At 69.6% G+C, this 18,859-nt stretch carries 13 protein-coding genes; 7 read left to right on the forward strand and 6 right to left on the reverse strand.

The window, feature by feature from the left end; all coding sequences use genetic code 11:
* Positions 1-61: 61 nt before the first annotated feature.
* Entirely contained in the window at positions 62-2,827 is a 2,766-nt protein-coding gene (locus ACFWN1_RS22205; RefSeq protein ID WP_384364492.1) for a GH92 family glycosyl hydrolase, read from the reverse strand.
* A 598-nt stretch (positions 2,828-3,425) separates the two neighbouring features.
* Between ACFWN1_RS22205 and ACFWN1_RS22210 the strand changes: the two genes are divergently transcribed.
* Positions 3,426-3,617, forward strand: coding sequence for a hypothetical protein (locus ACFWN1_RS22210; protein WP_384364495.1), 192 nt, complete (start codon positions 3,426-3,428; stop codon positions 3,615-3,617).
* 100 nt (positions 3,618-3,717) lie between these two features.
* Positions 3,718-4,143 (forward strand): DUF6003 family protein, encoded by a 426-nt coding sequence (locus tag ACFWN1_RS22215; RefSeq protein ID WP_384364498.1) that lies wholly within the window; start codon positions 3,718-3,720, stop codon positions 4,141-4,143.
* Between the two features lie 607 nt (positions 4,144-4,750).
* Here ACFWN1_RS22215 and ACFWN1_RS22220 read toward each other — a convergent pair.
* From ACFWN1_RS22220 to ACFWN1_RS22240, 5 genes are all read right to left on the reverse strand, one after another.
* Complete coding sequence (locus ACFWN1_RS22220) at positions 4,751-4,879, reverse strand: hypothetical protein (RefSeq protein ID WP_384364501.1); 129 nt, start codon at positions 4,877-4,879, stop codon at positions 4,751-4,753.
* 84 nt (positions 4,880-4,963) lie between these two features.
* A complete protein-coding gene (locus ACFWN1_RS22225) occupies positions 4,964-5,746 on the reverse strand; it encodes a phosphatase PAP2 family protein (RefSeq protein ID WP_384364504.1) in 783 nt (260 codons plus the stop codon).
* Positions 5,746-6,699 (reverse strand): YihY/virulence factor BrkB family protein, encoded by a 954-nt coding sequence (locus ACFWN1_RS22230; protein WP_384364507.1) that lies wholly within the window; start codon positions 6,697-6,699, stop codon positions 5,746-5,748. The genes ACFWN1_RS22225 and ACFWN1_RS22230 overlap by 1 nt, the downstream gene beginning before the upstream one ends.
* A 1-nt stretch (position 6,700) precedes the next feature.
* A complete protein-coding gene (locus ACFWN1_RS22235) occupies positions 6,701-8,407 on the reverse strand; it encodes a diacylglycerol kinase family protein (protein WP_384364510.1) in 1,707 nt (568 codons plus the stop codon).
* 143 nt (positions 8,408-8,550) lie between these two features.
* Positions 8,551-12,354: a GH92 family glycosyl hydrolase gene (locus tag ACFWN1_RS22240; protein WP_384364513.1), complete on the reverse strand. Its 3,804-nt coding sequence runs from the start codon at positions 12,352-12,354 to the stop codon at positions 8,551-8,553.
* Between the two features lie 341 nt (positions 12,355-12,695).
* Here ACFWN1_RS22240 and ngcE point away from each other — a divergent pair, with 341 nt between their 5' ends.
* The 5 genes from ngcE to ACFWN1_RS22265 all read left to right on the forward strand — a co-directional run bounded on the left by ngcE (position 12,696) and on the right by ACFWN1_RS22265 (position 18,841).
* A complete protein-coding gene (ngcE, locus tag ACFWN1_RS22245) occupies positions 12,696-14,141 on the forward strand; it encodes an N-acetylglucosamine/diacetylchitobiose ABC transporter substrate-binding protein (RefSeq protein WP_384364516.1) in 1,446 nt (481 codons plus the stop codon).
* A 61-nt stretch (positions 14,142-14,202) separates the two neighbouring features.
* Positions 14,203-15,129 (forward strand): carbohydrate ABC transporter permease, encoded by a 927-nt coding sequence (locus ACFWN1_RS22250; protein ID WP_384364519.1) that lies wholly within the window; start codon positions 14,203-14,205, stop codon positions 15,127-15,129.
* 5 nt (positions 15,130-15,134) lie between these two features.
* Positions 15,135-16,049 (forward strand): carbohydrate ABC transporter permease, encoded by a 915-nt coding sequence (locus ACFWN1_RS22255; RefSeq protein WP_384364522.1) that lies wholly within the window; start codon positions 15,135-15,137, stop codon positions 16,047-16,049.
* 341 nt (positions 16,050-16,390) lie between these two features.
* On the forward strand, positions 16,391-17,605 hold the full coding sequence (locus ACFWN1_RS22260) for an ROK family transcriptional regulator (RefSeq protein ID WP_384364525.1): 1,215 nt from the start codon (positions 16,391-16,393) through the stop codon (positions 17,603-17,605).
* Positions 17,606-17,734: 129 nt separating this feature from the next.
* The gene (locus ACFWN1_RS22265; RefSeq protein ID WP_384364528.1) at positions 17,735-18,841 is read left to right on the forward strand and encodes a sugar ABC transporter substrate-binding protein; all 1,107 of its coding nucleotides are present in this window, start codon (positions 17,735-17,737) and stop codon (positions 18,839-18,841) included.
* The last annotated feature ends 18 nt before the right edge of the window (positions 18,842-18,859 follow it).

Below are 18,859 nucleotides of genomic sequence, written 5' to 3' on the forward strand. Positions count from 1 at the left end.
CCTGGTACCAGGTGCGGGGCGCTTCTGTCCTTGCGAGTGCGTGACCCGGGATCTCCCTCGATCAGCTGTACGCCTCTACTTCGTAGATACGCGCCGCGCCGTCGCCTCCCTGCTCGGGAGCGGAGATCTGAAGCCTCAGGTAGCGGGCGGTGACGTTCACCGAGTGGTTGGTGACACTGGCGGTGTTGCCGCGTACCTGAACCGGCGTGCTCCAACTGGTGCCGTCACTGGACACCTGGATGTCGAAGTCACGGGTGTTCAGCGCCGTGCTCTCCCCGCCGGCACCGGCGTGCCGGATCGTGATGGTACGCACCGGCTTCGCGGCGCCGAGGTCCACGCGCCACCACTTGGAGCCACCGAGCGAGCACCACTTGTCGCTGCTTCCGGCCGACACGCTGCCGTTGACCGCCTTGTCCGGCCCCTCGTCGGCGTTGCAGGAGGAGTCCGCGGTGGCGGGCCTGCCGAGTGCCAGGTTCTCCTTCGTCGGAGGGGCGGTGCCGGTGTCGAAGGACGGCGGGGCGTCGGCGGCCGAGGCACCCCAGGAGGTGTTGGCGCTCGTGCCCAGGGTCAGGTCGACGGTACCTCCGTCGGCGACGACCGACTCGGGCAGCCACGGCCGCGTCGAGGCGCTGCCGTTCAGCTTCATGCTCCGGATGTACGGGGCGTCGGTGGCTGCTCCGGAGGCGTTGAGGGTGATGTCCTTGCCGTTGCCGCGGTGGATGACCACCTGGTTGAACAACGGGCTGCCGAGGAGCAGTTCGGAGCGTCCGGGGGCGATCGGGTAGACGCCGGCGGCGGCGAAGACGTACCACGCCGACATGGCTCCGAGGTCGTCCTGGCCGGGGATGCCGTCGGGCTGGTCCGACCACAGCGTGTTGACGACCTGGCGCACCGTCTGCTGGGTCTTGTACGGCTGTCCGGCGAAGTCGTACAGCCACGGGGAGCCGATCGAGGGCTCGTTGGACAGGTCGGAGTGGGTGCCTCCGGCCTGGGACAGAGCCCAGTCGCCGTCGGAGTCGTGGAAGAAGCCGTCGAGCCGGCGTACGGCGTCGGCGTTGCCGCCCATCGCCGAGAACAGGCCCTTGACGTTGAAGGGGACCATCCAGGTGTACTGCGCGGAGCTGCCTTCGGCGAAGCCGTCGTCGCTGCCCGGGTCGGACTGCTGCCACTGGCCGTCCGAGTCGCGCTCCTGGACGTAGCCGGTGCTGGGGTTGAAGACGTTCCTCCAGTTCTGCGCCCGCTTCAGGAACGTAGCGCTGTTGGCCGTGTCGTTGAGACGCCGCGCGAGCTGGGAGATGCCGAAGTCGGCGGAGACATCCTCCAGTGTCTCGCCGGCGCCGCCCCAGGCGTTGCCGTCGGAGGGCACGTAACCCAGCGAAAGGTACTTGTCGAGGGAGGGCCGTTCACCGACCACCGCGACGTTCCAGCCGTCCCTGCTGCGGTCGGCGGCGGTCACCGTCGTCGCGGCGTGCACCATCGACGAGAGCGCGCCCTTCGCGTCGAACGAGGTGCCCCCGAAGGCGTAGATGCTGGCCACCGCGGCGTGCCCCGGGTCTCCGGTCATCACGTGGGTGCCGCCCTGGTTGTGGGTCCAGCGGTCCCACACACCGTCGTTCTGGTTGGCCTGGTTGTACAGCGACTGCGCGATGTCGGAACCCACGTCGGGCCGCAGCAGCGTCACCAGTTGCACCTGGTCGCGGTAGACGTCCCAGCCGGAGAAGTTGGCGTACTGCGCCTTCTGGGCTCCTGAGACGCTGTGCACCTGTTGGTCCATGCCCACGTACTGGCCATTGGTGTCGCTGAACACGTTGGGATGCAGCAGCGAGTGGTAGAGCGCGGTGTAGAACGTCGACTGCTGCGCCGCGCTGCCGCCGCCGATCTCGATCCGCTTCAGCTCGGCGTTCCACGCGTCATGGGCACTTGTGCGCACCTTGTCGAAGGAGGTGCCGGCCGGGTTCTCCGCGTTCAGGTTGGCCTGGGCGTTGGCGGCGCTGACGTAGGAGATGCCGACCCGCACCCCCACCGTCTGTCCCGGGTCGAACGTGACGTAGCCGCCCGAGCCCTTGCCCCCGGGCGGGAACCCGTCGCTGCCGTAGGTGGTTCCGCCCTCGGCGCTGGTGCTCCCGGACCGCAGGCTGCCGTCCTGCCAGGTCCCGGTCGTCTTGAACGGCTTGTCGAACGCCGCGTAGAAGTACAGCGTGTAGTAGCTGCGCCGGTTGATGTCGCCGATGTACCCGCAGAAGTTCCCGCTGGTCACCGAGCCGCTGATCACCCGGTTGCCGGTGTCGATCGAGGTGTGCGCGGCGCTGCTGCCCACTTCCGAGTTGGAGGTGCGCACCAGCAGCGAGGCTGTCTTGCCCGCCGGGTAGGTGAAGCGGGCCGCCCCGGTGTGCGTGGTCGCCGACAACTCGGCGTTCACCCCGGAGTCCAGCCCCACCCGGTAGTACCCGGCGGTCCCGGTCTCGTTCGAGTGCGAGAAGTCGCTGGCGTACGTGGAGTCACGGCTGTCCGAACTCGGCGAGGAGTTCACCGCTCCGACGTGCGGCAGGAACGGGATGTCCCCGGCGCCGCCGGCACATCCGGTGCCCGACATGTGCGTGAGGCTGAAACCCCGCGTCCTGGTCGTGCCGTAGTCGTAGCCGCCCGGCTCCGGGGCCCGTGTCTGGTCGCCGCGGGTGTTCTCCGGACTCCACTGCACCATGCCGAACGGAGAGACGGCACCGGGGAAGGTCTCCGCGTGGTTGCTGGTGCCGATGAGCGTCTTGACGGCGGCGGCCGGATCGGCGACGGCGGCCGACGCCGCGGGAGCAGCGGTGAACTGCGCCAAGCCGGTAGCCGCGACGAGGACACCGGACGTCACTAGCGCGGATAAGGCCGACCGGCCACGTCTGGGGGTGTGACTGGACAGAGCTTGTCTGGTCAAAGTAACCTCCACAGAGTCCTGACAACGTTGTCAGTGAATGACCTGACGCCACGGGGAACCATCAGTGATTCCCTAGCGGTCGTGGCTGGTTGACGCTCAGAACAGCACGGCCAAATCTGGGAAGTCAACATCCGGGAACCAAGCTTGCTGCGTACGCGTCAATAAACGTGCCGGGCAGGGGGACTTGGCTGATTCGCAGCCGGGGCGCCTGATGTCTCATGATGCGTCTCGTGTCACCCCAGGCTCGTCGACCCGCCGGGCACCGCGCGCGGAGCCCTCTTCGGACCGGGTCGCGACATCACGGTCGTCGGCGGCGGACCGACGGCCGGCGGCGGACGTGGCACGAAGAGCCGGCATCGTGTCGCGGGCGGGCGAGGGGGTCGCCGCCGGAAGGACATCGCCGAACTGGTGGGGGTGTCCGGGCAGTGCTTTCGGCCATCCTCCGGGCTGCCGTCGAGGACCGCCGCCTCGGACGTGCCCCGGTGGGCCGTCACTGACCGGGGTGAGGGCCGGACTGACCGCGGGCGACGACGCCACCGCCCAGGACCACGCCGCCCCACCTCGCCACGGGGACCCCGCCGCCACCTGTGCCCTCGTCACCAGGCCGGTCAGCGCGCCGGACGGCAAGAAGACCAGGAGCGTCAGGCCGCCGGACGGCGGCTGCCCGCACGTGTTCGCCCTCGCCGCCACGTGACCCGGGGCGGTTCCGTCTCCTGGGTGCGATGCGGAGTGGTGCGGCGGCAGTAGCATCGGTCTCCGTACCCAGAACGACACCGACAAGGCGGGACCGCCCGATGGCCGACGAGGCTTACCTCTTCCTGCTCCCCGACCGTCACCCGAGCCTCGGCGCGGCCATGGCCGCCGTCGCCCCGCTGGAATGCGACCAGACCCCGGCCGTACGGGGCTGGATCTCCGCCCACGATGTCACCGCGGCCTCCGAGCAGTTGCGGATTCTGCCCGCCGGGTCGGAGATCCTCATCCCCGAGGAGGCCGAGCGGCTGCCCATCCCGCTGACCGCCGAGGAGGAGGTCCGGGTGCAGCAGGAGTGCGCGCCCCAGTCGGTCACCGACATGGAGCGCGAGCTGCTGGACTTCCGGGACGCCACCCAGGGCTGGGAGACCCTGGTGCACCGGGCGCTCACCGCCGGCATCCCGGCGCCGCGCATCGCCCGGCTCACCGGGCTCGACCCGCAGGAGATCGGCCGGCTGACCGGGGTGTGAGGCGTGTCGGCGGCTGGCTGCTCGCCGGAGGCCAGGAACTGCCGGCGTGCGTCTCCCTTGAGGTAGGACCAGGCGCCGGAGGAAGCGATCACAAGTGTGAAGCCGCCGAGCACCTCGGCTCCCGCGCCGCTCGAAAGCTCGCTCCCGCCGAAAGCCTCCACCATCGCGCGCTCTGCCTGGGGCACGGTGTCGGCGCCTGCTGCCGTCGCCGCGCGGCCGGCGCCGAACGGAAGCCAGTCTGCGAGGGCTTCCAGACCCCGGTACGAGACGCGGCGTCCCCGCTCAGCGGCAGCCCTAGCATGAGGCGCGGCGTTCTGGTCTTCCCCGTGCCGTTCGCCCCCGGGAAGCCGGTCACCATCCCGGCCGGCACGTCCAAGTGGACGTCGTCGACGATCCGCCCCTGTACTGCCACCTCACGCCCTCGGCGTGACGGCGTCAGACCGGCCGGCGTCCGCCGCACCGGGGAACCGATCAGGCATGGTCGAGCCAGAAGCAGGAGGCCGTAGCCGGTGAGCACGATCAGTGCGAAGCCGCCGCCGGCGCCCGGACGTTCCCTGCGGGCCACGCACAGGGCCAGCGCCGCCGGCGGGGGTAGCCGGCCCGCGGCTTACACCATCCGGCCGACCCGGACCGCCGCGTCCGAACGCACCACCACGAAGGCGATGAGCGCGGCGGTGACGAACAGCGCCGGCGAAGCCCACAAAGGGCGTACGACTGTCTCGCGGGTCGGAGCCACGTGTTCACCAGTCCTCGAAGGCTCGTCGTCGATGCCCGGCGCGCCCGGCCGTGCCCGTGCCCGGCCGCACCGCACCCACTTGGGTCAGCGGGAAGCCGTGTCCGGCTCGGGGCTCGGGTCGGTCAGCTCGGGCTCCAGGCCCTCCGCCATGTGCGTGGGCCGCCGGCCGGCGTCGGACCGCCATGCCTCGAAGGCCCGGCTGGTCAGGACGACGACGGCCAGCCCGAGCAGCCATCCGCCCAGTACGTCGCTGAACCAGTGCACGCCGAGCGCGACCCGGGTGAAACCGACCCCCAGCACCGACAGCACCGCAACCACCCAGCACACGACACGGGCGCGGCGCGGCACCATGGGCAGCAGGACCAGCAGGAACACCGCGAACGAGGTGGTCGCGGTCATCGCGTGCCCGGACGGGAAGGAGTAGCCCGGCGCGTGCGCCACGGGGTCCTCCAGCGCGGGCCGCGCCCGCTCGACCAGCGCCTTCACCCCGAGCCCGAGCAGCCCGCCGGTCACCGCCGTCGTCGCCGCCCACGCGGCCAGCCGCCAGGCACCGCGCCACAGCAGCCAGCCGGTCAGCAGCGCCACGCCGACGCGCAGGGTGAACGGGTCCCAGACGTAGTTGGACAGCACGCGCAGGGTGCTCGTCCACGCCGGGTGGTCCACGGCGATCCGGTGCAGACCGTTCGCCGCGCCGCGGTCGAGGTCGCGCAGCGGCCGCCAGCGGCCCTCCACCAGGACCAGCAGCAGCGCGAAGGGCACCGCCGCGGCCGCGGCGACCCCGGCGGCGGCCAGCAGCCGGATGCCGAACCGCCGGTCGGCCAGGCGGCGGCGGGCGGAGGAGCGCAGGGCCAGGGTTTTCGTCGGCATCAGACCCCCGGATCGGGTTGGATCGGTTCGGGCCGCCGCCCGCGCGCCGCCTCCAGCTGAGCGGCGAAGGAGAGCCCGAGGAACAGGGCGAGCGAGGTCAGGTAGGCCCACAGCAGCAGGGACATGAAGGCGCTGAGCGGACCGTAGACCGTGTCGAAGGAGCCGCTCAGGTCCAGGTACAGGGTGAGCACCCAGGTCAGGGTCATCCAGAGCACCAGGTACACCGCCGCGCCGAAGGCCAGCCAGGTGTAGCCCGGCTGCTTGCGGCGCGGGGAGCGCCGGAAGATGGCGCTCGCTGAGATCAGGGCGAGCAGCAGCCCGAACGGCCAGCGCACGATGTTCCAGGTCATCTGCGCGGTCGAGCCGAGCCCGTACACGGAACCGGCGGCCGAGCCCAGGTCGTCGCCCGCGACCATGACGACGAAGCCCAGGCCGAGCGGGAACCCCGCGCTGAGCGCCATGACCAGTCCGCGCGAGTACTTGAGGTGGAAGGGCCGGTCGCGCTCGTTGCCGTAGATGCGGTTGGCGCCGCGCTCTATCTGGCACATCGCGGTGGTGACGTTCACGATCGAGAAGATCGCGCCGAACCAGAGGGCGACCTGGGCGCCGTCGCCGGCCGTGCGGCGGCTGCGTTCCAGCGCGTCGTCGACCACCTCCGCGCTCGGCCCCTCGGCGATCCGTTGGATCGTCAGCTCGGCCAGCTTGCCGATGTCCTCGGTGTGCAGGCTGGTGGAGAGGCCGACGAAGGCCAGCGCCAGCGGGATCACCGACAGCACCGTCTGGAGGGCGAGCGCGCGGGAGTGGCTGAAGCCGTCCGCGTACCGGAAGCGGAGGAACGCGTCACGCAGCAGCGACCAGCCGCCGTACCGGCGCAGCGTCACCCACGCCTCGTCGCCGGAGAGTTCGTCCCCGGTCATGTCCCGGGTCTCCGGGACCTTGGTGGCGCTGCCCACGTCAGCTCTCCCGGTTCGGGACCAGCACGGTCAGCGCGCCCGGCACGACCGCCACGGAGAGCCGGCGTCCGGTGCCCACCGGGTCGCCGTCGACCTCGCGGGGCTCCGGCGCGTCGAAGGTGAACTCGGCCCGCCGGAAGGTGCGGAACTCCGGCTGTCCGTCGCCCTGGCGCCCGTCCCGCTTCCGGCGCAGCAGCAGCGCGTTCATGGTGCGCAGCCAGCCGCCGGGGCCCTGCGGGTCGAGGATCAGCAGGTCCAGCACACCGTCGTCGGGACGGGCGTCCGGGATCAGTCGCACACCGCCCTGGAGGGCGCCGGTGTTGCCGATCAGCACCATGCGGGCCGTACGGCGCAGGGGCTGCCCGCCGTCCAGGCGCACGCTGAGCCGCATCCTGGGGCCGCGCATCGCCTTCGGGGCGGCCAGGGCGTACGCGGGCCAGCCCAGCATCGCCTTGGCCCGGTCGTGCTCCTCCGCGTACTGCATCATCGCGGCGTCCAGGCCGACGCCGGACATGATGGCGAAGTGGGTGGCGGGGAGGCCGTCGCCCTCGACGCGGGCCAGGTCGATCACGCGGGGCGCGCCGCCGAGGGCCGCGTCGAGCGCCTCGGCCGGGGTGAGCGGGAGGCCGAGATTGCGGGCGAGCAGGTTGCCGGTGCCGAACGGCACGACGGCGAGCGGGACACCGCTGCCGGCCAGCCGGTCGGCGGCCGCGCGGACGGTGCCGTCGCCGCCGCACACCACGACCAGCGCGGCGCCCTCGTCCAGCGCCCGGACGGTCTGGCCGCCGCCGGGATCGGCGGCGGTCGTCTCGATGAACTCCGGTTCCTGGTGGCCGTGCTGGGCGAGGACCCGGCGCAGCTCGTCACGCGCGCTCTCGTCGACCGTGGTGGGGTTGACGACCACCGCGACCCGGCCCTGCGGCTGCTCGGCGCCGGCGGACTCGGGGACGACGGGCAGCGCGGCCGGCACCGACACCCGGCCGTCACGCAGCAGGGCGTGTCCCACGACCAGCAGGGCCAGCGTGCCGTTGATCATGCCGCCCACCACGTCGGTGGGGTGGTGCATGCCCCGGTACAGGCGGGAGAGGCCCACCGCGACCGGCAGCAGGAGCAGCACGGCGGCCAGTACGCGCCGCCAGGGGCTCCGTACGCGGGACAGCACGAGGACGGCGAGACCGCCGTAGACCGCGGTGGCCGCGCCGGTGTGGCCGGAGGTGTAGCTGGAGGTCGGCAGGGAGCCGTCGAGGCGGTGGACGTCGGGGCGCTGGCGCTCCACGGCGATGGTCACGATCAGGAAGACCAGCGACTGGAGCGCGACCCCGAGCGCGAGGAACGACGCCTGGCGCCACAGCGGCAGCCTGGGTATCAGGATCAGCGCCAGACAGGCCGCCAGCGTCACGCCGATGACCGTGCCGGTGTTGCCCAGCTCGGAGCCGACGTAGGAGAGCGTGGTCAGGGTGGAGGTGCGCAGCCGCTCCAGACCCCGGTTGACGCCGTCCTCGGCGGTCAGCGGCCACACGTGCCGGGCGGGGCCGGTGATCAGAAAGCCCAGGCCGATCATCAGGGCGGCCTGGCACACCGCCAGCGCGCCGATGGAGGCGGCCGCCCGCGCGACGCCACGCGGCGCCCTCGTCCGGCGGTCCGGAGCCGCTGCCCCGACGGTGCCGGCGGGCAGTTCGGCGGATCTTTCCGGTACGGCGGTCGGCATCGCTGCTACTCCTATGCTCGGTGGGCGGGACCGGACCGCGCGGGCCCGACCCACCGCACTCATGCCCGCTCATCGCCGGAGCAGACGGCACGAAGAAGGGGCGGTCCACGAGGGACCGCCCCTTCACCGTGCGTCAGAAGCCGTCAGGCCAGCAGTTCCACCTCCGCCAGCGTCGACTCCCCGTCCAGCACCAGCCGGTACCTGGTGTACGAACCCGGCGCGGCCACGCTGAACGCCCGGGTCTGGCGGTCCCAGGCGAAGGACTCACCCGAGCGCCTGTCCAGCGTCTGCCAGGCCGTGCCGTCAGCCGAGCCCTGGAGGGTCCAGCCCGTAGGCGCCTTCGTACGGTCCGCCGGCGAGGTCAGCGTGTACTGGACCGCCTTGGTGGCCCCGGAGGCCGGCAGGTCCACCGAGGTGACCGCCGCGCTCGTGGCCGAGGTGTCGTCGAACAGCGCGCCGTCACCCTTGAGTACGTCCGCGCGCGGGGCCGGCACCTTGTCGTCCTCGGTGACCGACACCGGTGCGGCGTCCTTGCCCGAGCCCCACGAGGAGGGCTTCGACCCCATCGCGAACTCCAGCACCCCGCCCTTGGACAGCAGCGAGTGGGGGAGCGAAGTGGAGTTCCAGGAGCGGCCGTTGAAGCGGACGCCCTGGATGTACACATTGCGGTCGCTGTTGTCCGGGGCCTTGATCACCAGGTCCCGGCCGTTCTCCAGGTGCACGGTGGCCTTCTTGAACTGCGGTGAGCCGATGGCGTACTCACCGCTGCCCATGACCAGCGGGTAGAAGCCGAGCGAGGAGAAGAGGTACCAGGCCGACTGCTCGCCGTTGTCCTCGTCGCCGTGGTAGCCCTGCCCGATCTCGCTGCCCGTGTACAGGCGGGACAACACCTCGCGCACGTTCTTCTGCGCCTTCCAGGGCTCGCCGGCCGCGTCGTACATGTAGTTCACATGGTGGGCGACCTGGTTGGAGTGGCCGTACTGGCCCATCCGGACGTCCCGCGCCTCGGTCATCTCGTGGATGACACCGCCGTAGGAGCCGGTGAACTCGGGGGACGCCGTCTCCGGGGTGGCGAAGTACTCGTCCAGCTTGTCGCCCAGCGCCTTGCGGCCGCCGTACAGGTTGGCCAGGCCCCGGCTGTCCTGCGGGGCGGTGAAGGCGTAGCCCCAGCCGTCGGTCTCCGTGTAGTCGTAACCCCACACGCGGGGGTCGTACTTGGCGGAGTCCACGCGCCAGTTCCCCTTGGCGTCCTTGCCCTGGAAGAAGCCGGCCTTCGCGTCGAACAGGTTCACGTAGTCGCGGGCCCGGTTGAGGAAGTAGGCCGACTCCTCCTGGTACCGCTTCTCGCCGGTCTTCCTGTAGAGGGCCTCGCCCATCTTGGCGATGCCGTAGTCGTTGACATAGCCCTCCATGGCCCAGGAGAAGCCCTCGTTCGTGTCGGTGCTGGTGTAGCCGAGGAACGGCGAGGTGGCCATGCCCTTGCGGCCCACGCCCGAACTCGGTGGCACCACGGTCGCGTTCTTCACCGCCGCGTCGTACGCCGCCTTCGCGTCGAACTTCACGCCCTTGACGTAGGCGTCCGCGAACGCCACGTCCGAGGAGGTGCCGGTCATCAGGTCGGCGTAGCCGGGGGAGGACCAGCGGGAGGTCCAGCCGCCGTCCTTGTACTGCTGCACGAAGCCGTCCACCATCTCACCGGCCTGCGAGGGCGAGAAGAAGGAGTAGGCGGGCCAGGTGGTGCGGTACGTGTCCCAGAAGCCGTTGTTGACGTACACCTTGCCGTCGACGATCTTGGCGCCGGTGTGGGTCGGGGTGTCCGGGTTCGGCATCGGGGAGAACGGCGACGCGTACTGGTCCTTGCCGTCGACCTTCTCGAAGCCCGAGTTCGGGTAGAGGTACAGCCGGTACATGCTGGAGTACAGCGTGGTCAGCTGCTCCGGGGTGGCGCCCTCCACCTCGACCTTGCCCAGGATCTTGTCCCAGGCCTGCTGGGCGCGTGCCTTCACGGTGTCGAAGGAGGTGCCGTCCGGGATCTCCTGGCGCAGGTTGTCCTTGGCCTGGTCCAGGCTGATCAGCGAGGTCGCCAGGCGCAGGGTCACCGTACGGTCGGCGCCCGCGGCGAACCGCAGATAGCCCTTGACCCCGCTGGAGGAGCCCTCGGTCACCGGCTTGTCGAAGGTGCCGTACACGAACAGCCGGGTCGCGCCCGTGGACAGCCCCGACTTCACGTCGGAGTAGCCGGTGACGATCCCGTGCTCCTTGTCCAGCGTGAGGCCCGCCTGCTCGGTGACGTTGTCGAACAGCACGCTCGCGTCGTCGCCCGGGTAGCTGAAGCGCAGCACCGCCGCGTGGTCGGTCGGGGTCATCTCGGCCTTGAGGCCGTTCTCGAACCTCACCCCGTAGTAGTACGGCCGGGCCGTCTCGTTCTCGTGCCGGAAGGCCAGCTCACGGGCCTCGCGGCCGGTGTCCGGGGTGCCGCTCGCAACCGACGGCATCAGCTGGAAGGTCTGCCGGTCGCCCATCCACGGACTCGGCTCATGGCTCGCGCTGAACGCCTGTACGGTCGGCAGGTTGTCCTCGTTGTTGCCCCGCGCGTAGTCGTACAGCCAGCTCAGCGAGGACGCGTTGGTCACCGGGGTCCAGAAGTTGAACCCGTGCGGCGTCGCGGCGGCCGGGAAGTTGTTGCCCCGCGAGAAGCTGCCGCTGGAGTTGGTGCCGCGCGTGGTGAGCGCGTAGTCCGACAGATGCGCCTTGGGCCGCTCGGGCGCCACGCGCTTCAGCGCCACGTCGTCGATCCAGCCCCGGAACTTCGCCGGGCCCTTGGGGGAGTCGTACGCCACCAGAATCCGGTCGACGGTCTTGCCCGCCGCCACCGTGCCGATCCGGGACGCCACGTCGTTCCACTGGTTGACGTACAGCCCCTTGGCCGCGCCCTGGCCCTGCGGGGTCAGCGGGAAGCCGTGCTGGTCGGTCGCGCCGAGCGAGCTGAGGTAGCTGCCGTCGGTGAAGGCCAGGTCCACGCTGACGTTGGTCGCGTCGTAGTCCCGGTCGCCGTCGGCCATCGACGGGAAGAGGCGGTACGACAGCCGGGTGTCGCCGGCCACCTTCACATCGACGTCGAAGACCTTGTCGTACGCGTAGCCCCGGCCGTCGGCGGTGTGCCGTCCGGCGTAGCGCAGCGCGTGGGTGCCGGTGAAGCCCGCCCGCGCCTTGGCGGTGGGGGAGCCGCTGGGGCCCTTGTCGACCAGGGCCAGCATGTCCTGCGGCGCGGGACCGTCACCCCCGCCGGTGGAGAACTGCACATCGGCCAGCTGGAGGGCGTCCGGGGCGCCGCCGTTCTTCGTCACCTCCAGCCGGAGGTGCTGGTACTCGGCCGGCTCGTCGAGCTGGTACGACTTGGTCCCGAACCGGTCCGGGAAGGTCTCGCCGGTCCGGGTGTCGAGGGTCTTCCAGTCCTTGCCGTCCGCCGAGCCCTGGAGGTGCCAGTCCTCCGGGTCGCGCTCGGCGTGGTCGTTGGCCGAGGTGAGCGCGTAGGCGGCGAGCCTGACCGGCTGGTCCAGGTCGAACTCGACCCAGCCGGTGGGCGCGAACGTCAGCCACTTGCTGCCGGGATCGACATCGGTGAGGTTCTCCTTCACCTCGCCCCCGCCGGTGTTCTCACCGCTCGCACGCAGCTCGGTCACGTGGTCGGTGACATTGCCGGGAATGCCGTTGCTGTAGCCGCCGTCCACGCCCGAGGAGCGCCTGGCGCCGCCCGGGTCGGTCTCGACGGTGTTCAGCCAGTCCGGCGCCGGCTCGCCGGATTCGAACGATGACGCGAACTCCGTGGCGGCGGCCGGCACTCGGGCCGGCACGGCGACCGCCGCTCCCTGCGCGCCGACGCCCATGACAAAGGCGGTCGTGAGGACGACCGCCGGAGTCCAGTTGTGCCGAGATCTCCGCTGCATCTACGGATTCCCCTCCCGCGCTAACTGCGGACAACGTTGTCAACTTGCTGCGCAGCAACCAGTAGGTCGTCAAGTGACCCTTGATGTCAAGGGTGTTGAGTGCGGCATTCAGGGGGTCATTTCGGTGGTTCAGCCGACAGGCCGTACGGAGCCCGGCGAAATTCCCCACAGGTCTCAACTCGGAGAAGACCGATGGCCGACCTTGCATTCGATCTTGCCCCGTTGGCGGGAAGTGGACTATACCTGTCGGCGTTTCCTGCACGAGCCAGCACAACCCGACCGCGGTGCCGGGGGGAGATCCGGTTCACCGCCTGAGTCCTGGAGAGGGCGAGGACTTGAGCATGGGGTCTACCGGACAGCGTGGCGGCGAAGGCGTCGGCCGTCGCGATCTGATCAAGCGCACGGCGGCGATCGGCCTGGTGGCCGCCCCCGGAATGGGGCTGCTGTCGGCCTGCGCGAGCAGTGGCGGCGAGGGACAGGACAAGGCGAAGGCGGGCAAGAAGACCGCGAAGAACCCGCTCGGCGTCAACGACAGCGCCCAGCTGGAATTCGTCCTCTTCGACGGCGGTTTCGGCAAGGAGTACGCCGAGGACGCGGTCAAGCTGTACGAGAAGGGCTTTCCCAAGGCCAAGGTGAAGTTCTCCGCGACCCAGAAGATCCAGTCCACCCTGCAGCCCCGCTTCAACCAGGGCACCCCGCCGGACCTCATCGACAACTCCGGCGCCGAGCAGATGGACATGGGCGTGCTGGTCGGCAAGAAGCAACTGGCCGACCTCACCCCGCTGCTGGACGCCCCGTCCTACGACGACCCGTCCAAGAAGGTCCGCGACACCCTGCGTCCGGGCATCGTGGAGATGGGCCAGTTCGACGGCGACCCGGTGTGGATACTCAACTACGCGTACACCGTGTACGGCGTCTGGTACTCGCAGAAGGCGCTGGACGGGCTGGACGAGAAGTACCCCGAGACCTGGGACGAGATGCTCAAGGTCTGCGCCAAGGCCAAGAAGAAGGGCATCGCCGGCTGGACCTACGCGGGCAAGTACCCGTACTACCTGCCCTTCTCGCTCTACCCGATGATCGCCAAGGTCGGCGGGCGCGAGGTGCTGGACGCCATCGACAACCTGGAGCCGAACGCCTGGAAGCACCCGGCCGTCAAGGCGTCTTTCGAGGCGTACTACGAGCTGTTCAAGAAGGGCTACATCCTGCGCGGCACCCCGGGTCTGGACCACATCCAGTCGCAGACCGCGTGGGCCAAGGGCAAGGCGCTGTTCATCCCGAACGGCTCCTGGGTGGAGAACGAGTCGGCCAACGTCATCCCGGCCGACTTCGACCTGGCGGTGTCGGCGCCGACCGGCCTGGACAGCTCCGACAAGCTGCCGTTCGGCACCATCTGGGCCTCCGGCGGTGAACCCTTCGTCGTCCCGGCCAAGGCGGCCAACCCCGAGGGTGGCATGGAGCAGCTGCGGGTGATGCTCTCCGAGGCGTCCTCGCGGAACTTCACCTCCAAGGTGAAGTCGCTCTCCGCGCTCAACGGCGGTATCGACGGCATCGAGCTGACCCCCGGTCTGAAGGCGGGCGTCGCGGCGCTGGACAAGGCCGGGGACAACGTGGTGAACCCGCGCATCCCGGACTGGTACGTCCAGCTGGAGAAGGAGAAGATCGGCGTCGGCGGCCTCGGCGAGCTGCTGGCCGGCCGGCTGACCCCCGCCGAGGCGGTCAAGAAGATCCAGGGCTTCGCGGACGACGCCGCCAAGGACTCCTCCATCAAGCACTACAAGCACAGGTAGCACCCCCTCTCGGGTTCGTCACCAGCGGCAGCACGTGTCCCAGGAACGGGGTCGTCCGGCAATGCAGCACGGCAAGTACGGGTTCATCACGGGGTTCCTCGTGGCCCCGCTCGGGCTCTACACACTCTTTGTGATCTGGCCGTTCATCCAGTCCATCTACTACTCGTTCACGGACTGGACCGGTCTGAGCCCCGAATTCAGCATGGTGGGTACCGACAACTACACCCGGATGCTGCACGACGACATCTTCTGGAAGTCGCTGACGCACAGCCTGGTCTTCGCGCTGCTGCTGCCGCTGGTGACGCTCGGCATGGCCCTGTTCTTCGCTTTCATGATCAATGTGGGCGGCCGGCACCGAAAGGGCGGACCGGTCGTCACCGGGGTGCGCGGCTCCGGCTTCTACAAGATCGTCTATTTCTTTCCGCAGGTGCTCTCGATCGCCATCGTGGCCCTGCTCTTCGCCTTCGCCTACAACCCGGACAGCGGCGCGATCAACTCGCTGCTGCGCGGTATCGGGCTCGACAGCCTCCAGCCGCTCTGGCTCGGTGATCCGGATCTCGCGCTGTGGTGCGTGATGGCGGTGCTGGTCTGGTCCACCACCGGCTTCTTCGTGGTGCTGTTCAGTGCCGCCATGGCCTCGATCCCGGCCGAGCTGTACGAGGCGGCGCTGCTGGACGGGGCCGGCCGCGCGACCACCTTCTTCCGGGTCACCCTGCCGCTGCTGTGGGACACCGTGCAGTCCGGCTGGGTCTACATGGGCATCCTCGCGCTCGGCGCCGAGTCGTTCGCGGTCGTGCAGATCATGACGACCGGTCCGGGCGGCCCCGACTACTCGACCACCGTGCTGGTCCTGTACGTGTACCAGAAGGCGTTCCGGGACGGTCAGGCCGCCTACGCCACCACCATCGGCGTCGCCCTGCTGGTCGTCACGCTCGCGTTCGCCGCGATCGTGATGCGCCTGGGCCGCCGCGAGCGGCTGGAGTACTGAGCCCCATGACAACCACCGACGCCCCCGTCCCGCCCCCCGCGCCCGTCGTGAAGACCGGCGCGGTCCCGCCCCGGCCCGGCCCCCGCCGAGGGTCCGAGGGCTCCGTCCTCAACGTGTTCTCGCACGGCGTGCTGGTCATCTGGGCGATCATGGTCGTCCTGCCGCTGGTGTGGGCGGTGATGACCTCGTTCAAGGACGACAGCTCCATCTTCGGCTCGCCCTGGGCACTGCCGGACAAGCTGCACCTCGACAACTGGTCCCGTGCCTGGTCCGAGGCCCATATGAGCGACTACTTCCTCAACACCGTTCTGGTGGTGGGGGGTTCGCTGATCGGCACCCTGGTGCTCGGCTCGATGGCGGCCTATGTGCTGGCCCGCTTCGAGTTCCCGGGCAACCGCTTCATCTACTACCTGTTCGTCGGCGGCATGAGCTTCCCGATCATGCTCGCGCTGGTCCCGTTGTTCTATGTCGTGAACAACATGGGGCTGCTGAACACGATCCACGGACTGATCCTGGTCTACATCGCCTACTCGCTGCCGTTCACGGTGTTCTTCCTGACCGCGTTCTTCCGTACTCTGCCCACTTCGGTGGCGGAAGCGGCCTTCGTGGACGGTGCCTCGCACGGCCGGACGTTCTTCCAGATCATGCTGCCGATGGCCAAGCCCGGCCTGATCAGCGTGGGCATCTTCAACTTCCTCGGCCAGTGGAACCAGTACATGCTGCCGACGGTGCTGAACACCGACCCGGACAAGAAGGTCCTCACCCAGGGCCTGGTCGAACTCGCCGTCAGCCAGGGGTACAAGGGCGACTGGTCCGGCCTCTTCGCGGGGCTGGTGATGGCGATGCTGCCGGTGCTGGCGGCGTACGTCGTCTTCCAGCGGCAGGTGGTCTCGGGGCTGACCGCGGGGGCGCTCAAGTAACGCGGGATCTCACCCCAACCGGCCCCGGTGTGCCCCACCGGGGCCGACGCATGTCCGGACACCGGCGGTCACCTTGCGATCGTTACAGGTCACTCCGTGCGAACACCGCCGTCAGTCAGTGAAGCCACTCCTGGTCACAGCTCCGTCACGCGATGAAACCCGCTCGGCAGGGGGACGGCGCAACCCCGCGAGTGGCAGCGATTTCCGTCAAGGACTTGACGGAGGTTACCCCTTCAGCAGAGCTTGGAGTTCATAACTTGTAAGTGGCCCGGTTCCGCAGATGTGACCTGGGCCACGGGTGGCGATGGGGCCGCCCACCGATGTCGGGAGTGGATGGGTCGATGGAGACTCCGGGGTCGCAGTCGTCGCTGCACCGAGCCAACCTGGAACGAGTCGTACGGGCGGTGCGGCTGGCCGGGTCGCTCACACAGGCGGAGATCGCCCGCACGACCGGCCTGTCCGCCGCGACGGTCTCCAACATCGTGCGTGAGCTGAAGGACGGCGGAACCGTCGAGGTCACCCCCACCTCGGCGGGGGGCCGCAGGGCCCGCAGCGTGTCGCTGAGCGGGGACGCCGGGATAGTGATCGGTGTCGACTTCGGCCACACCCACCTGCGGGTGGCGATCGGCAACCTCGCCCACCAGGTGCTCGCCGAGGACTCCGAGCCGCTGGACGTGGACGCCTCCTCGACGCAGGGTTTCGACCGCGCCGAGGAGCTGATCGACCGGCTGATCGCCGCGACCGGCGTGGACCGGGGCAAGGTGGCCGGGGTCGGGCTCGGGGTACCGGGACCCATCGACGTGGAGTCGGGCACCCTGGGGTCCACCTCGATCCTGCCCGGCTGGGGCGGCACCCGGCCCGCCGAGGAGCTGCGGACACGGCTCGGCGTGCCCGTGCACGTGGACAACGACGCCAACCTGGGCGCCCTCGGCGAACTGGTCTGGGGCAGCGGCAAGGGCGTCCGTGACCTCGCCTACATCAAGGTGGCCAGCGGGGTCGGGGCGGGCCTGGTCATCAACGGGCAGATCTACCGGGGGCCCGGCGGGACGGCCGGCGAGATCGGGCACATCACGATCGACGAGGCGGGCCCGGTGTGCCGCTGCGGCAACCGGGGCTGCCTGGAGACCTTCACGGCCGCGCGCTACGTCCTGCCGCTGCTCCAGCCGAGCCACGGCAGCTCCCTGACCATGGAGAGCGTGGTCCGGATGGCCCGGGACGGGGACCCCGGCTGCCGCCGGGTGATCGCCGACGTGGGTCGGCACATCGGCAGCGGCGTGGCCAATCTGTGCAACCTGCTCAACCCCAGCCGGGTCGTCCTGGGCGGCGATCTGGCCGAGGCCGGGGAACTGGTGCTGGCCCCCATCAGGGAGTCCGTGGGACGCTATGCGATCCCCAGCGCGGGACGTCAACTGTCCGTGCTTCCGGGGGCACTCGGGGGCCGCGCCGAGGTGCTCGGGGCGCTCGCCCTGGCGCTGAGCGAAATGGGCGATTCCACCCTTTTGGACGGCTCCGCCACCGCTTCCCTGCCCGTAGTCGCCATGCCTTCACTTAGATAACGAATGGCACCGTTGCCATCTCGTTAAGGATTTACTTCTTGACGCCGAACGCGTGGCCGAGTTGACTTCCAGCCACCTCGGCCGCAACGACGCGGCCTCGTCAGGGAGGTTTCTGAAGTGAACACGCGTATGCGTCGTGCGGCCTTCGCCGTTGCTGCTGGTGCCATGGCTGTCTCGCTGGCCGCCTGTGGAAGTGCCAAGGAGTCCGGTGGCAAGAGCGACGGCGGGAAGCCGACCGCCAAGGGTGATGACATCACCGTCGGTCTGCTCCTGCCGGAGAACCAGACCGCTCGCTACGAGAAGTTCGACAAGCCGATCATCGAGAAGCAGATCTCGGAGCTGACGAACGGCAAGGGCAAGGTCGAATACCTCAACGCGAAGCAGGACGCGACCCTCCAGTCGCAGCAGATCGACACGATGATCACCAAGAAGGTCGACGTGCTGATCCTCGACTCGGTCGACTACAAGGCCGTCGCGCAGGGTGTCAAGAAGGCCAAGGACGCCGGCATCCCGGTCGTCGCCTACGACCGCCTCGCCGAGGGACCGATCTCCGCCTACACCTCGTTCGACAACACCGAGGTCGGCAAGACGCAGGGCGAGGCCCTGCTGAAGGCTCTGGGCGGCAAGGCCAAGTCCGGCAAGATCGTCATGATGAACGGCGCCGTCACCGACCCGAACGCCGCGCAGTTCAAGCAGGGCGCGCACAGCGTCCTGGACGGCAAGGTGAACATCGGCAAGGAGTACGACACCAAGGAGTGGAAGCCGGAGAACGCCAACGCCAACATGGAGGGCGCCATCTCCGCGCTCGGCAAGGACAAGATCGTCGGCGTGTACTCCGCCAACGACGGCATGGCGGGCGGCATCATCACCGCGCTCAAGGGCGCGGGCCTCAAGACGGTTCCCCCGGTCACCGGCCAGGACGCCGAACTCGCGGGCGTGCAGCGCATCGTGACGGGCGAGCAGTACATGAGCGTCTTCAAGTCGTACCCGCAGGAGGCCGAGACCGTCGCCAAGATGGCCGTCTCGATCGCCAAGACCGGCAAGGTCGACAGCTCGCTCAAGACCAGCACGGTCGACAGCGGCACCGAGAAGGGCATCCCGGCCGTGATCGTCCCCGTCGTCTCGCTGACGAAGGACAACATCAACGACACGGTCGTCAAGGAGGGCTACTACACGGTCGGTGACATCTGCACCGCCAAGTACAAGGCCGCCTGCGACAAGGCCGGCCTGAAGTAGCACTTCAGGGGCCGCCCC

Origin of the sequence: Streptomyces sp. NPDC058459, from assembly GCF_042721685.1 — a bacterium.
Classification (GTDB): domain Bacteria; phylum Actinomycetota; class Actinomycetes; order Streptomycetales; family Streptomycetaceae; genus Streptomyces.